The organism is Rhodanobacter sp. OR87 (genome assembly GCF_000473345.1).
GTDB classification, from domain to species: domain Bacteria; phylum Pseudomonadota; class Gammaproteobacteria; order Xanthomonadales; family Rhodanobacteraceae; genus Rhodanobacter; species Rhodanobacter denitrificans.
Genome location: NZ_AXBJ01000007.1, coordinates 167,553 through 182,375 on the forward strand (window position 1 = coordinate 167,553; position 14,823 = coordinate 182,375).

Here is a 14,823-nt window from a genome sequence, read left to right on the forward strand (position 1 = left end):
ATCGGCGCGCTTTCCTTCACCGCGGCTGCAGCCGCTCGCGCAGGCCGCCTTGCCGCCGGATCGGCCGCGCCAGCCCGGCGCGCAGTGCGTCGTCGGTGCTCCAGATCTCGGCATGCTCCTTCGCGCGCGAGATGGCGGTGTAGACCAGTTCGCGGGTGAGGATGCGGTTGTCGGCGTCCGGCGGCAGCAGCACCGCCACCTCGCGGTACTCCGAACCCTGGCTGCGGTGGATGGTGATCGCCCAGGCGCTGTCGTGCGCGGGCAGCGCCCGCGGTGAGTAGCTGCGCAGGCCGGCGTTGCCGTCGCGGTCGCTGAGTTCGAACCACACGCGCAGTCCTTCCGCACCTTCCAGCGCGATGCCGACGTCGCCGTTGAACAGGCCGCGGGCGTAGTCGTTGCGGGTGACGATGACGGGGCGGCCGTGGTACCAGGCGCGGCTGGCGTCGATGCCGAAACGGACGGCGAGCCGGCGCAGCACCAGCTCGTTGATGCCCTGCGCGCCGAACGGACCGTCGCGCAGCGCGCACAGGATCTGCAGCTGGCGCAGCCGCTGCAAGGCTTCGGCGGCATCGATGGCCGGTGCCAGCAGCGACTGCAGCAGCCCGGCGTGGCGCTCGATCCAGCCGTCCACGCAGGCACGCATGGCGTGCACGGTGGGGCAGTGGCGCAGGTGCAGGTCGCCGTCGCGTCGCTGGTCCAGCAGTGCGTCCAGCCAGGCCGGGTCGGGCGCGTCGCGCAGCGCCTCGACGCCGCGCTGCAGGCCGCTGCCGGCGCGCCAGCTGTGGGTCAGCGCGAGTACCTGGCCGGCCAGCGGGGCGTCGCCGGCGGCGACATCGGGCGCCTGCTGCAGCAGCGGCGCGAGCAGGCCGGCCAGCGGCGGCGGCAGCCGCTGGCGCGGCGCGGCGGCGACGATGTCGGCCAGCACCGAACCGGCATCGACCGAGGCCAACTGGCCCGGATCGCCGAGCAGGATCAGTACCGCCGCGGGGCGCAGCGCCTGCAGCAGCTGGCGCATCATCGCCAGGTCCACCATCGACGCCTCGTCCACCACCACGATGTCCTCGGCCAGCGGGTTGTGCGGGCCGTGGCCGAAGCTGTCGTCCATCGGCCGGTAGCCGAGCAGGCGATGCAGCGTGCGCGCCTCGGCGTGCGGGATGTGCGGCACGAAGTCGTGAAAACCGCTGCCCGGCAGGCTGGCCTGCAGTTCGGCCTTGCCCTTGGCGACGGCCTGCGCCAGCCGCTGGGCGGCCTTGCCGGTGGGCGCGGCCAGCGCGATCGACGGCCACGCCGGCAACCCGCAGGCGTGCGCGTGGCGCAGCAGCATCAGCAGCATGCGCACCACGGTGGTGGTCTTGCCGGTGCCGGGGCCGCCGGTGAGCACGAAGAAACGCGCGCCGGGCACCGCGGCCACGGCGGCGCGCTGCCCGTCGGTGGCGCCGCGCGGCATGCCGGCGAACAGCGTCGCCAGGTCGTCGGCGAGGGTATCGGCTGGAATCGGCAGCGTGCGTTGCGCGCAGCGCCGCAGGATTGCCTCGGCGAGCTTCGCCTCGTGCTGCCAGTTGCGCCACAGGTAGAAGCGCCCCTGCGCATCGAGCACGAACGGGGTGAACGCGGTGCCGTCGCCGACCCAGTCGTGCCGGCGCAGCGCCTCCAGGGCATCGGTATCGAGGTCGGCGCCGGTGTCCGGGTCGGCCAGCGCGGCGCAGGAATGGCCGTGGCCTTCGGCGCGGCTGGCCGCACGCACGGCGGCGGCGAGCAAGGCGGAGCCGGTGCGCCCGAGTACCCATTGCGCCAGGCTCTGGTCGATCGCGCGCTCGTCGGCGGCGGCAGGCGGCAGCGGGCGGTTCATGCCGCGGCCTCCTGCGCGCCGGCGAAGGCATCGTCGAGCGCCTCGACCAGCGCCGCCGGCCAGCGCCGCCGCCATACGCCCAGCCCGGGCGCCAGCCCCAGCGCGCGCACGAACAGGTACCAGCTTTCGCCGAGCTGGCGTTCGGCCGTATAGCCGTCCATTCTCTGACGCAGGTAGCGGTGCAGCGCCACGGTGTAGAGCAGCGCCTGCAGCGGGTAGTGGTGCGCGGCCATGGCCGCATCGAGCGGCTCGCCCCGGTAGTCGCCCAGCCGCGCGCCGAGCCAGTTGGTCTTGTAGTCGAGCACGTGGAAGCGGCCGTCCCAGGCGAAGATCAGGTCGGCGAAGCCGGTCAGCATGCCGTTCAGCGTGGTGGCATCCAGGCTGGCCGGGATCGCGTCGGCGTGGCCGTGGGCCGCGCAGATCCGACGCAGTGTCGCCAGCGGCACCTGCCGCACCGGGAACTGGAACTCGAACTCGGCGATGCGCTGCTTCGGCGCCAGGTCGAGCAGGCGCAGGCCGCCGCCCAGGTCGGCCTGGCGCGCGCGGTCGATCATCCGGCCCACGCGTTCGAGCGCTTCCTCGTGCGCCAGATGCGGCGCGGCGACCGCCTGCGCGCCGAGCTGGCGGTGCAGCAGCTGGCGCTGGTCGGGCCACAGCGGGCCGGGCTGCGCCAGCTCGAACACCTGGTGCACGGCGTCGCCGAAGCGCGGGCCGCGCAACGGATGCAGCGCGAGCAGGCGGCCATCTTCGACCACCTCGTCCGCTTCGACCACCGGCTCTTCCGCGCCGGTTTCGTCGGCACTGCCGCTGTCGTCGATCAGCACGGCGGCGGCATGGCGGGTCAGCCCGCTGAAGCTGTGCAGCCACTGGAACGGCCGCAATGCCGGCAACGGCGCCTGGGCGGCGCGCGGCGCGGGGGCTTCGGCCGGCGGCCGGTAGCGGGTGAAGGTATCGGCGAACGGCGCGGACAACTGCATGCCGCCGAGCGCCGCGGCCATGGCGTCGAGCGAGGCTTCGCCCGCGGGCAGTGCCAGCTTCTGCCGGGCCTGCTCCAGCAGCAGGTCGATCGCGGCCCATTCCCAGGTCTGTGCATCGCCATCGGGCAGCGGGCCGCGGTCGACCCAGTACACGTGCACGGCGTGCACGGCGCGGGTCAGTGCCACGTAGAGCAGGCGCAGGCGCTCCTCCAGCTCCTCGCGGAAATGGCGCGCGCAGTGTTCGACGAAATGTGCGGAGCCCAGATCCACGCAGCGCTGGCCGGCATCGTCGTGGTAGCGCAGCAGCTTCGGCGCATAGCTGCCGCTCTGGCTGCGGATGCGCCAAGCCAGCGGCAGGAACACGAGGGGAAACTCCAGCCCCTTGCTGGCGTGGATGGTCAGCAGCTGCACGCGGCGGGCGTCGCTCTCGATGCGCAGCTGGCGTTCGTCGGCCGCCTCGGCGTCGCCGTCGCCGCCTTCGCGGCGCATCTCCTGCAGCCAGGCGTACAGGCCGTCCAGCCCCTGCCGCGCGCCTTCTTCCGCGGCGAGCAGCTCGCCGAGGTGGCGCAGGTCGGTGAGCACGCGCTCGCCTTCCGGCAGCGCCAGCAAGGCGGTGGCGCGCGCGGCCAGCAGTTCGCCGACCAGCGCCAGCACGCCGCGGCTGCGCACCAGCGCGCGCCACGCCTCGAAGCGTTCCAGCTCGCGCTCGAACGCGGCGGGCTGCGCCTGCCACGCGTGGAACTGCTCCAGCGTGGCGCCGAGCAGGGTGGTGGCCAGCGCGCCGCGCACGGCCTGGTCGTCGTCGGCGTGCAGCACGGCGTACAGGATCAGCTCCAGCTCTCGCGCGACTTCGCCGGCGAAGATGTTGCCGCGGCCGCTGCCCACGCAGGGCACCCCGCGCGCGACCAGCCGCTGGCGCAGCGCCACGACCTGGTTGTTGGTGGACAGCAGCACGGCGACGTCGCCGGGCGTCACCGGGCGGCTACCGATCGCCTGGCGCGGGTCGTTGAGCAGTTCGGCGATGCGGTTGGCGCAATCGTCCAGCGCCAGCGCCTCGAGGTCGCCGAGCGCGTTCAGCGGCTTGCCTTTCTTGTCGAGCGCGTCGCCGCGGAACGGGTGGAACACCAGCGGCTGCGCCACCGGCTGGCCGTCGACGGTGTACGGCTGCCCGTCCGCCTTGCCGGCCGGCGCGACCGGCTGGTAGCGGATCGGCAGCTGGCCGAAGCCGCCTTCGGTGTGGCCGTACCAGGCGTTCAGCGCTTCCACCAGGGCGCGGCTGGAGCGATGGTTGGTGCCCAGCGAGAAGCGCTGGCCGGCCTGTGCGCCGGCGCGCAGGTAGGCGGCGATGTCGCCGCCGCGGAAACTGTAGATGGCCTGCTTGGGATCGCCAATCATCACCAGCGTGCCGCGCTCGCGGTAGATCCGCTCGAAGATCGCGAACTGGCGCTGGTCGGTGTCTTGGAACTCGTCGATCAGGGCGACCGGGAAGGCGTCGAACAGGCGGTCGGCCAGCACCGCGTCGGCTGCCTCGCCGCACAGTCGCTGGTACACCGCGTCGATCAGCATGGAGAAGGTCAGCACGTGGCGCTGGCGCGCGCGGCGCGGCATTTCCTCGCGGCAGGTTTGCGCGGCGTCGGCGAGCACGGCGCCGCGGGTGAACACGTCGCGCAGGCCGAGCAGCGGGCGCAGTGCCTGCAGGGCCTTGATCAGGGGATGGGTGCTGAGTGGTTCGGTGCTTTCCGGCGCTTCCTGTTCGAGTACGGCATCCGGCTCGAAAGTCTTGTCGAGCCTGGCGGCCAGGGTTTCCTCATCGTTGCTTTGCAACGCGTCGGCGATCTTGCCGAGCCGGTTCGAGAGAGCCGTCTTGCGTGGAGCGTAGAGCGATTTGTCGCCGGCGAGTCGCCGCAGTTCGGCGATGCTTGCATCGGTGCGCAAGGCGTCGAGCTGCCGTTCGAGTTCGGCCAGGCCACCGGCCTCGATGCGCGCGTCGGTGCCGTTGGCCAGCCCGCCGAGGTCGCGCAGCAGGCCTTCCGGCCCGCCCTTCAGCAGCAGCTCGGCCTCGCGCGGGTCGACCGCGCCGGTGAGGTAGCGGCGGCGCCAGAAATCTTCCACGCATTCGCGCATCAGCTGCTGCTCGTCGAACAGCGGGTCGTCGGCGAACGCGGCGCCGCTCTGCAGCGGGTAGTCGCGCTGGATGCGCTGGCACAGCGCGTGGATGGTCGACACCGGCGCGCGGTCGAGGTCGCTGCGGGCCAGCTGGATCCGGCGCAGCGCGAGGCGGACGCTGTCGGCGTCGGGGCACAGCGCGGCCAGCCAGCTTTCCAGCGGATCGACGCTGGCCGCGTCGCGCGCGGCGGCTTCGAGCAGACGCTCGGCCTCGACCAGGCGCCGGCGCAGGCGCTCGCGCAGTTCCTGCGCGGCGGCGTCGGTGAAGGTGGTCACCAGGACCTGCTCCACCCGCAGCCCGCGTTCGAGCAGCAGGCGCAGGTAGATCACGCCGATGTTCCAGGTCTTGCCGGTGCCGGCACTGGCCTCGATCAGCACGCGCCCGTGCAGCGGCATGGCGCGCCAGTCGAGCGGGGGCAGGGCGGCGGCGCTCATGGCTGGGTGTCCTGCGTGACTTTCATCAAGGTCGTGCGCTGCGGGTCGAGCACGCCGCAGACCAGTTCGGTGGCGGCGACGAAGGCGCGATGGGCCGGGCTCTCCACGTCGAACAGCTCCAGGCCGCGGCTGAGCAGCGCCGCGTAGCCGGGCGCGTAGTCGCGTTCGCCGGGGTTGAAGCCGTCGCCTTCCCACGCCGCGGCCGCCCTGACCAGGCGGTTCTCTGGCTCGTTGCCGGCCCAGGCCTGAGCGGCGCGCGGGAAGAACAGCAGCGGCCGCTGTGCGGCGGCCCGATACGCCTCGACCAGGCGGCGCAGGCCGTGGCGCAGCTGCTCGCCCTCCTGCGCGCGGATGGTGTCGAGCATGCCCGCCGCCTGGGCCACCAGCACGCTGCTGCCGCCTTGCGTGCGCCGGACCTGCTCCAGCAGCGTGGCCTGCAGGGGCGCGCCGTCGCCGGCACGGGCCAGTTGCAGGCAGGCCCAGTCGAGGTAGAAGTCCAGCAGGTCCTTCAGGTTGGCGGCGCGCCCCGGGCGGGCGTCGAACCACAGCAGCGTGCCGTCGGCGCCGCGGAATACGCGGTCGACCGTGCCGCTCAGGCGCAGGCCGTCGCCGAGGTCCAGCTCGATCGCCTGGGGCTGCGCCTGCGCGCCGGCGCCGGCGAACAGCGGCTGCGCCTGCGCCAGCAGGGGGCGCAGCGCGTCGCGCAGTTGCGTCCAGGTCCGCTCGCCGACCGCGCCGCCGGCCAGCATGCCGGAGCGGGCCAGCCATGCCGGCGGTTCGGCGGGCAGTTCGGCGCGGCCGGCGGCGAGCGCGTCGAACAGCAGGCGGTGGTCGACCCGTTCGATTTTTTCCAGCGGCGTCTCCAGCGGCTCGCGATCCGGCCAGCCGCGGTCGTCCAGCGCCTGCAGGCTGATGCCCTGGCCGCGCAGCAGGGCGTCCCGCGCGGGGTCGCGCCAGAAGCGCCTGAGCGTGCCGAGGGTGATCTCGCCGGCCCCGGTTTCCGGCGTGGTCGCCGGCGCGTCGAGGAAGGGCGGCGTGCCGGCGCTGATCGATGCGGCGGCGAGGAACGCCGGCTCGTACGAGAACAGCCGCGGATCGTGCCGGGGTTGGCCTTCGGCATCACGCTCGTAGTAGCGCGCGTCGAACGGCTGCAGCGGGTGGCGCACGCGCCACGGCCGCTCGGCTGTTTCGTCACCGGCGAGGCGGTGCTGTTCGTCGAGGAACTGCAGCAGCTCGGCCAGCGGTGCGGCGGGGTTGCGCGGCTTGCCGTCGCGCACGCCTTCGCCGACGTAGCTCACGTGCAGCGCGTCGCGCGCCGACATCAGCGCTTCCAGGAACAGGTAGCGATCCTCGCTGCGCGTGTCGCGGTCGCCGCGGCGCGGCTGGGCGAGGATCTGGTTGAGGCCGGCGTCGTGGCCGGGGCGCGGGAACTCGCCCTCGTTCATGCCGAGCAGGCAGACCACGCGGAACGGGATCGAGCGCTGCGGCACCAGCCCGCAGAAGGTCACTCCGCCGAGCAGGAAGGCCTGGCGTTCCGGCACCGCCTCGAGCGCGCCGCGCAGCGCCTCGCGCACCACGCTCCACGGCAGCGGGGTGTCGATGCCGGCCTCGGCGGCCTGGCCGGCGAGGCCGGCGACGAGCCGGCGCAGGGCGTCGAGCGCGTTCTGTTCGGCGGCGTCGCGCGGGTCGGCGAGGAACAGCGCGTCGAGCCGCTCCAGCAGCCAGGCGCTCCATGCGGTCAGCGGACGCGCGCCGGCGAAGGCGTGGCGCAGCTGGCGCAGTTCGCCGAGCAGGCGGTCGAGCTGGCCCAGCGCCTCCACCGCGTTGCCGGCGACGCCTTCCAGCGGCAGGATGCCGTCGAGCAGGCCGTCGCCGCCGTCGTGGCCCGCGATCAGCCCGGCGTACATGCGGTCGAGGCCGAACTGCCACGAGTTCGCGTCGACTGCTGCTGCGCCGGCCTCGGCCTTCATCGCGGCATCCAGGCCCCAGGCCACGCGGGCGCGGCGCAGCCAGCGTTCCAGCGCGTCGCGCCCGCCGGCGTCGAGCGCGAAGCGCCGCGCCACCGCCGGCACGTCGAGGAAGTCCAGCACCTCGCTGACCGTGAAGCGGCTCTCGGCCAGGTCCAGCACCTGCGCGAACGCGCTCATCAGCGGGTGCGCATGCGCCAGCCCGACATCGGCCAGGTGCCAGGGCAGGTGCAGCGGGTCGTGCCGGTACTGCGCCGGCTCGCCGAACACCGCGGCGAGGTACGGCGCGTAGGCGCCGATGTCCGGCGCCATCACCACGATGTCGCGGTGCTGCAGGCTGGGGTTGTCGGCGAGGCAGCGCAGCAGGGCGTTCTTCAGCACTTCCAGTTCGCGCAGGCGGGTGTGGCAGACGTGCACGCGCAGGCTGGCGTCGTGGCGCAGCGCGGGCAGGATGTCCTCCAGCGCCGCCCCGTCCACCTGTTGCGCGCGGATCGGCGCGCCGACCAGCTCCGGCTGCAGGCAGCGGATGCTCGACTGCAGCCGGGCGAGCAGCGAGGTGGCGTCGTCGAGCGGTTCGGCCTCGTCGAGCGGGTCGCGCTCGTCGAGCGCATCGCACTCGTCCAGGGTGAGGCAGAAATCCTGCGCGATGCGACCGAGGGCGACCAGCAGCGGGTGGCCGACCTCGTAGTACAGCGCCTCCGGGTCGTCCGCGTGGGCGAGCAGGAAGCGTTGCCGGCGCAGGTAGACCCAGTGCTCGCGGCAGGGGTCGGGAAAATACAGGTGCACCGGCACGTGCAGCGCGGTTGCCTGCAGCGCCGCCAGCACGTCCGGCGGCAGGTGGCTGACGCCGAACACGTGCAGCGGCGGCTCGCCGGCCAGCGCATTGCCGCTACGCAGGGCCTGCAGCAGGGCGGCACTGCGCTGCGCGCGGTGCGGCCGCGGGATGGCGGCGCGCAGCCGCTGCCACAGCGCGGCCTGCCAGTCGCCGGCGTGCCGTGCGGGGTGCTGTTCCCAGTCGAGGATCCAGTCCGGCCGGTAGATCAGGTACTGGGTGTACAGGCCGGCCAAGTGCTCGGCGAGCTGGAAGCTGCGCCGCGCCGCGTCGTCGCCGGACAGGTAGGCCGCCACTTCCGGCGCCTGCAGCGCGGGCAGCGCCATCAGCAGGCGCCAGCGCAGCAGCTCGTGCCGGTAGGCGCCGCCGATCAGCGCCTCGTCGCCCAGCGCCCGGCGCGCCGCGCGCTCGAACCACTGCCACGGCAGGATCATCTCGATGTTTGCGGCGATGCCGTGGCCGCCATGCGGGCCACGGCGTTGCGCCAGGTGGCCGAGCAGCCAGCGCCGCAACCCCGGGTGCGCCACCACCACCATCTGCGCGGCCAGCGGATTGGCCGGGCGCTGCGCTTCGAGCTGCAGCGCCAGCGCGTCGGCCAGCCGCTCGGTGCGGCTGCCGCGGTGGACGATCAGCCCGCCTGGGTTGTCCCTCATGCCTTCCTGTCCCGGTCGACGCAACCCGCACAGCATACCGAGCCATGGCTCATCGTTTGCGACCTGTCGATCCGCCGGCCTGCCGTTCGTCGTTCGCACAGAGCCGGGGTGGTCTGCCTGGCTCCCACCCATTCGAAGGAGACACGACGATGCGCTGCATGGTGATAGTGAAGGCGAGCCCGGACTCGGAAGCCGGCGTGATGCCCAGCGAGCCACTGCTGACCGCGATGGGCCACTACAACGAGGAGCTGGTGAAGGCCGGCATCATGCTGGCGGGCGAGGGCCTGCAGCCCAGTTCGAAGGGCGTGCGGGTGAAGTTCTCGGGCCGCGCGCGCACGGTGACCGACGGGCCGTTCGCGGAAACCAGGGAGCTGATTGCCGGCTTCTGGCTGTGGCAGGTGAAGTCGATGCAGGAGGCGATCGAATGGCTCAAGCGTGCGCCGTTCGACGACGATGCCGAGATCGAGATCCGCCAGGTTTTCGAGGCCGAGGATTTCGGCACCACGCTCACCCCCGAACTGCGCGAACAGGAGGAACGGCTGCGCGCGCAGCTCGCCACGAAGACATGAGCCGGGTCCTGCGCGGACGCGCCGGGAGGCGCTGGTCGCGCGGCGGATGATGCCGGGCGGGAGGTGGGAAAGCAGGCGTGACTTCCGGCCTTGCGCGGGCATCGCGGGGATGCTGTGATCGGTCGCATGAGCGCGACCGACACCCATCGCACCATCGACGCCGTCTGGCGGATCGAATCGGCCCGGTTGATCGCCGGCCTCGCCCGCATGCTGCGCGACGTCGGCCTGGCCGAGGAGCTGGCGCAGGACGCGCTGGTGGTGGCGCTGGAGCAGTGGCCGCGGAGCGGCGTGCCGGACAACCCCGGCGCGTGGCTGATGACCACCGCGAAGCATCGCGCGATCGACCGGCTGCGCCGCAGCAAGCTGCTCGAACGCAAGCACGAACAACTGATGCACGAGCTGGAACACGAGCAGGAACATGCAAGAGCCGCCGACGAGGCGGCGCTGGACGATCCGTTCGGCGACGACCTGCTGCGGCTGATCTTCACCGCCTGCCACCCGCTGCTGTCGATGGAGGCGCGCGTGGCGCTGACCCTGCGCCTGCTCGGCGGCCTGACCACGGAGGAGATCGCGCGCGCCTTCCTGGTGCCCGAGCCGACCATCGCGCAGCGCATCGTGCGCGCCAAGCGCAGCCTGGCCAAGGCCGCGGTGGCGTACGAGGTGCCCCGCGGCGAGGAGATTGCCGCACGCCTTTCCTCGGTGCTCGGGGTGATCTACCTGATCTTCAACGAGGGCTATTCGGCCACCGCCGGCGACGACTGGATGCGCCCGGCCTTGTGCGAGGACGCCCTGCGTCTGGGCCGGGTACTGGCCGGGCTGATGCCGCGCGAACCCGAAGTGCATGGCCTGGTGGCGCTGATGGAGCTGCAGGCCTCGCGGTCGCGCGCGCGGGTGGATGCATGCGGCGAGCCGATCCTGCTGCTGGGGCAGGACCGGTCATTGTGGGACCGGCTGCTGATCCACCGCGGCCTGGCCGCGCTGGAGCGGGCCGGGAAGCTGGGCGGCGCGCTGGGGCCGTATGCGCTGCAGGCGGCGATCGCCGCCTGCCACGCGCGCGCCTTGACCGGCGAGGAGACTGATTGGCCTGGCATCGCCGCGCTGTATCGAACCCTGGCCCGGGTGATGCCTTCGCCTGTCGTGGAACTCAACCGCGCGGTGGCTGTGGGCATGGCCGGCGGCGCGGCGGCGGGCCTGGAACTGGTCGATGCGCTGGTCGACGAGCCGAGCCTCAAGCGATACCACCTGCTGCCCGCGGTGCGCGGCGACCTGCTGGTCCGGCTGGGGCGTATCGACGAGGCGCGCCGGGAGTTCGAGCGGGCCGCCGCGCTGGCCATGAACCGGCGCGAGCGCGAGCTGATGCGCAAGCGCGCCCAGGCCTGCGGGGAGAGTACGTCGGCCGGGTGAACGAGGCCGCCCGTGCACGCCGGTGCAACGCGTGATGGATTAATGCGTGCTCCCGTGATGAAGTATGACGACGGTCGATGTACCGTCGGTTCGTTCGAGGGGTATCCGCAGGCGGATGAACAGCCAGGAGCAGGCACGTGGCGAACTGCGCGAGCGCTTCTACCGGAGCGTGGCGGAGACCCTTGCGCTGCTGCATGCGCCGCCGGATCGCGACCGCCGCCGGACCATGGTCACGATCGCGGGCATCCTGGCCTCGACCATGGATCTTCCGCTGGTATGGATCGGCCGGCGCGAACCGGGCCAGGACAGCGTTGAGGTAATGGCGGCGGCGGGAACCGCCGCGGAGTATGCGTCCGCGCTGCGCCTCAGCGCAGACGAATCCGCCCCTGGCGGGAGCGGGCCGGTGGGCGTGGTGTTGCGCGAGGAGCAGGCACGGGTGACTCCGGTCGGCGCGCCGGAATTCGCGCCATGGCGCGACGCCGCGCGGCGGCACGGTTTCGGCTCCTCTATCGTGGCCGCGTCGAGGACGCGCGACGATGGCCAGCTGGTGCTGGCCGCCTACTCCCGTGACGACGGCCCCAGCCTGAGCGGCGAGCTGCTCGATTGGGCGCAGCGGCTGGCTGACGAACTAAGCCGGTTCTGGGATCACCAGCTGCTGCTGGAACGCAGTGTGCGGATGAGCCGCTATCGCGATGCGCAGCGCACGATCCAGCGGGCACTGCTGGAGCAGCCCGATCCGGCGTCGGTCTATCGCACGCTGGCGCGGGCGTTGGCCGACATCGCCGGCGCCGCCGCGGTCGACGTGTTCGCCGTCGATGGCGACGACCCCATGCTGCGGCGGATGGCCCTGGTCGGCCCGATCGCGGACGTCGTGCGCAGCCTGCCGTCGCCGCCGCGGCACGATAACGGTGCGGTCGTGCTGGCGCCGACGCAGGCCTTCATGCAGGGCGCGCCGGTCATTTGGCGCCATTCACCCGATGCGCCGCAGGACGACACGGCGTTCCGCCGGGAACTGCTCGAACATGCCGGTGCAGTGGGGTGCTGGCCGCTGTTCGCGTCCCCTGCCGGCGCGATCGGCGCGGCGCGGGTGCCGACTGGCGTGTTCGCGGTGTTGACCGTCGAGTCGGACGCCTTCGACGGCGAGATGTGCCGGCTGCTGGACGAGATCGCCGACGCGACCGGACTGGCGCTGCGGCAACACGCGCAGCGGCACGCCCTGCTGCAGGAGCAGGAGCGACAGACCTACCTGGCCCTGCACGACGACCTCACCGGCCTGCCGAACCGTCGTGCGCTGGATCGGCACCTGGAGAACGTGCTGGCCCGCGCCAGGCGGCGGGGTCGGCTGGTGGCCGTGGGTTTGCTCGACCTCGACGACCTGAAACCGATCAACGATCGCCACGGCCATGCCGTGGGTGATCGCCTGCTGGTCGAGATGGCAAGCCGCTTTCGCCAGATGCTTCGCGCCGGCGACTACGTGGCCCGGCTCGGTGGCGACGAGTTCGTGCTGGTGTTCGAGGATCTCGAATCCGCGCAGGACATCGACGGGCTGCTGGAGCGTATTGGTGAAGTCCTGGGGTTCCCGGTGACGATCGACGGCACGGCCATGGCCGTGGGCGCCAGCCTGGGCATCGCTTTGCATTCCAGCGAAACCCGGACCACCGGCGAACAACTGCTGCGCCGCGCCGACCAGGCGATGTACCAGGTGAAATCGCGCAAGCGGCACCGCTCGCACTGGTGGTCGCTGGTGTCGCCCGATGGCGTGGTGGACCAGGCCGACGAGCTCGATGCTGCCGCCACGCCCTACGGTGAACATGCCGCCATGTTGCTGGACGCCTGCAGCAAGGCGTGGGAACCGCGGTTGCCCGGCATCGTGGAAAGTTTCCATGCCGGGTTGCGTGCGCACGACGGCATCTCCAGGCTGCTGGATCTGCTTCCGGCCGCGGAGCTGAAGACGTTCGAGCAGCATCAGCTGAAGCATCTTCGGATCCTGCTGCGGGCGGATCTGGACATGGCCGACCATCGCGCCCGGGCGACACGGACCGGATTGTTCCACGCTGCCTGCGGGCTCGAGGAGGTCTGGCTGCTGGAGGCGATCGAGCAGTTGCGCGACATCCTGGCCGGCGTGCTGGTCGGCGTCGGCCAGAACGAGCGCCGCGCGCTGGCGGTGCTGCTGCAGCGGCTGGGCATGGAGCGGCAGTGGCAGCTGGAAAGCATGCGCGAACTGCAGCGCCGTCGGGTGGCCCTGCTGGCCAGGGTCAATGCGCTGGCATGGTCGGCCGAGGGCTACCTGGAACTGATCCAGGGCGTGGCCGATATCCTGGTGTCGCACAAGGAAATCGTGGCCTGTTCGGCCGGGCGTCCGGACGCGTCGGGCCAGCTGACCTACGAGGCGGTGGCCGGTACGGCCTTTGCCGAGTATCTGCATGCGCTGGTCAGCGGCAAGGCGGCACCGATCCGGGTCGACGCCGACCAGCCGAGTGGGCTGGGCTCCAGCGGGCGCGCCTGGCGCACGGCGCGAATCCAGCGCTGCGCGCACTACGGCAGCGATCCGGCGATGGCGCCCTGGCGCGACATTGCGCTGAGCCTCGGGGTGGTTTCCAACGTGGCCATCCCGCTGTGCGCCTCGCCGCTGCAGCCGGCGGTGGTGCTGACCGTGTACAGCCCCTACGCCGGCGGCTTCCACAGCGAGGACCAGCGGGCCTTCCTCGAACAGATCAAGACCGTGCTGGACCTTGCCCTGGCGCGCCTGGCGCCGCCGCGCCAGGGTACCGAACTGCTGCCGTTCTTCATGCGCGAGCGCTGGCGCGCGATGGTCGCCACCGACGCGCTGCAGATGCACTACCAGCCGCTGGTCAGGCTGGCCGACGGCCGCGTCGCCGAGATCGAGGCACTGGCGAGGTTGCGCGACGAGGACGGCGAACTGCTGGCGCCGGCCCGGTTCCTGCCCGCGCTGGGCGCGGACGACCTGCTCGTGCTGTTCCGCCAAGGGCTGGGCCAGGCCGCCGCCTGCCGCGGGTCGCTGTTGCGCGCGGGCTATGCGCTGGACATTTCGGTGAATGCGCCGGCAGCCGCGCTGGGAGATCCGCGCTATGCCGAGGTGGCAGCGGCCGTGATCGCCAGCAGCGGCTGCGCGGCGCAAGCGCTGCTGTTCGAGATCCTCGAATCGCCGATCGGCACCGAACATGCCGCCGTGCCGCAGGGCTCGGGCATGCAGTCGCTGAAGGCCCTGGGCGTGCGCCTGGTCGAAGACGACCTCGGCGCGGGCTACAGCTCGCTGATCCGCCTGCGCCAGTGGCCGTTCGACCGCATCAAGATCGACCAGGCCATCGTCGGCCAGGCGCGGCAGGATCCGCTGGGCACCTTGCGCTTCATCCGCCAGCTGATCCGGATCGGGCACGACCTTCGGCTCGAAGTGGTCGTAGAGGGGCTGGAGTCGCCCGAGCTGATCGAGGCGGCGACGATCCTCGGCGCGGATTTCGGCCAAGGCTACGCGCTGGCCCGACCGATGCCTGCCGACGCGTTGTCCGCCTGGCTGACGGATTACCGCTGGGAGCAGGCTTCCGCATGGCCGCAAACCGGGTTGGGCGCGCTCGCCGGCGAGCTGCGCTGGGAGGAGCAGTTCGTTGCCTTGCCACCCGAACCGGCATTCTGGGCCCGGCATGCGCAAATCAGCTGCGACCCGGGCGAATACCTGCACCGGCCGGAACTCGGCAGCGTGCTGGATGCCAGCCACCAGGCGATGCACAAGGCGGCCCTGGCCGGCCCGGCCGACCCTGGCTACCGGCGCGAGCGCGAAGCCTTCCTCGCGCTGCTGGTCGAACACGTGCTGGACAACTTTCGCTCCTGAGCCAGCGTGCGCACGGCCGAAACGGACAAGGTGGTGGGCGATGCAAGGATCGAACTTGCGACACCTACCGTGTGAAGTGCCCGTTGCTACACGCACGCTGCGCTGTTCATGGTGTCCGCACAAC

At 72.2% G+C, this 14,823-nt stretch carries 6 protein-coding genes; 3 read left to right on the forward strand and 3 right to left on the reverse strand.

Annotated features, from left to right (window positions below; translation table 11 throughout):
* Positions 1-16: 16 nt before the first annotated feature.
* From recD to recC, 3 genes are read right to left on the reverse strand one after another with little or no spacing between them, the layout of a single operon-like run.
* Positions 17-1,849 carry an exodeoxyribonuclease V subunit alpha gene (gene recD, locus RHOOR87_RS0108965; protein ID WP_015447253.1) on the reverse strand — a complete coding sequence of 611 codons (1,833 nt, stop codon included), beginning with the start codon at positions 1,847-1,849 and terminating at the stop codon, positions 17-19.
* Entirely contained in the window at positions 1,846-5,427 is a 3,582-nt protein-coding gene (locus RHOOR87_RS0108970) for a UvrD-helicase domain-containing protein (RefSeq protein WP_027484827.1), read from the reverse strand. Before RHOOR87_RS0108970 ends, recD begins: the two co-directional genes overlap by 4 nt.
* A complete protein-coding gene (recC, locus tag RHOOR87_RS0108975; RefSeq protein WP_027484828.1) occupies positions 5,424-8,879 on the reverse strand; it encodes an exodeoxyribonuclease V subunit gamma in 3,456 nt (1,151 codons plus the stop codon). Before recC ends, RHOOR87_RS0108970 begins: the two co-directional genes overlap by 4 nt.
* Before the next feature lie 149 nt (positions 8,880-9,028).
* Here recC and RHOOR87_RS0108980 point away from each other — a divergent pair, with 149 nt between their 5' ends.
* The 3 genes from RHOOR87_RS0108980 (at position 9,029) to RHOOR87_RS0108990 (ending at position 14,699) form a co-directional block, all read left to right on the forward strand.
* Positions 9,029-9,448, forward strand: a complete 420-nt coding sequence (locus RHOOR87_RS0108980) for a YciI family protein (RefSeq protein WP_007510661.1) — start codon at positions 9,029-9,031, stop codon at positions 9,446-9,448.
* A 126-nt stretch (positions 9,449-9,574) separates the two neighbouring features.
* Entirely contained in the window at positions 9,575-10,852 is a 1,278-nt protein-coding gene (locus RHOOR87_RS0108985; RefSeq protein ID WP_027484829.1) for an RNA polymerase sigma factor, read from the forward strand.
* 115 nt (positions 10,853-10,967) lie between these two features.
* On the forward strand, positions 10,968-14,699 hold the full coding sequence (locus RHOOR87_RS0108990) for a diguanylate cyclase (protein ID WP_027484830.1): 3,732 nt from the start codon (positions 10,968-10,970) through the stop codon (positions 14,697-14,699).
* Positions 14,700-14,823: the final 124 nt, after the last annotated feature.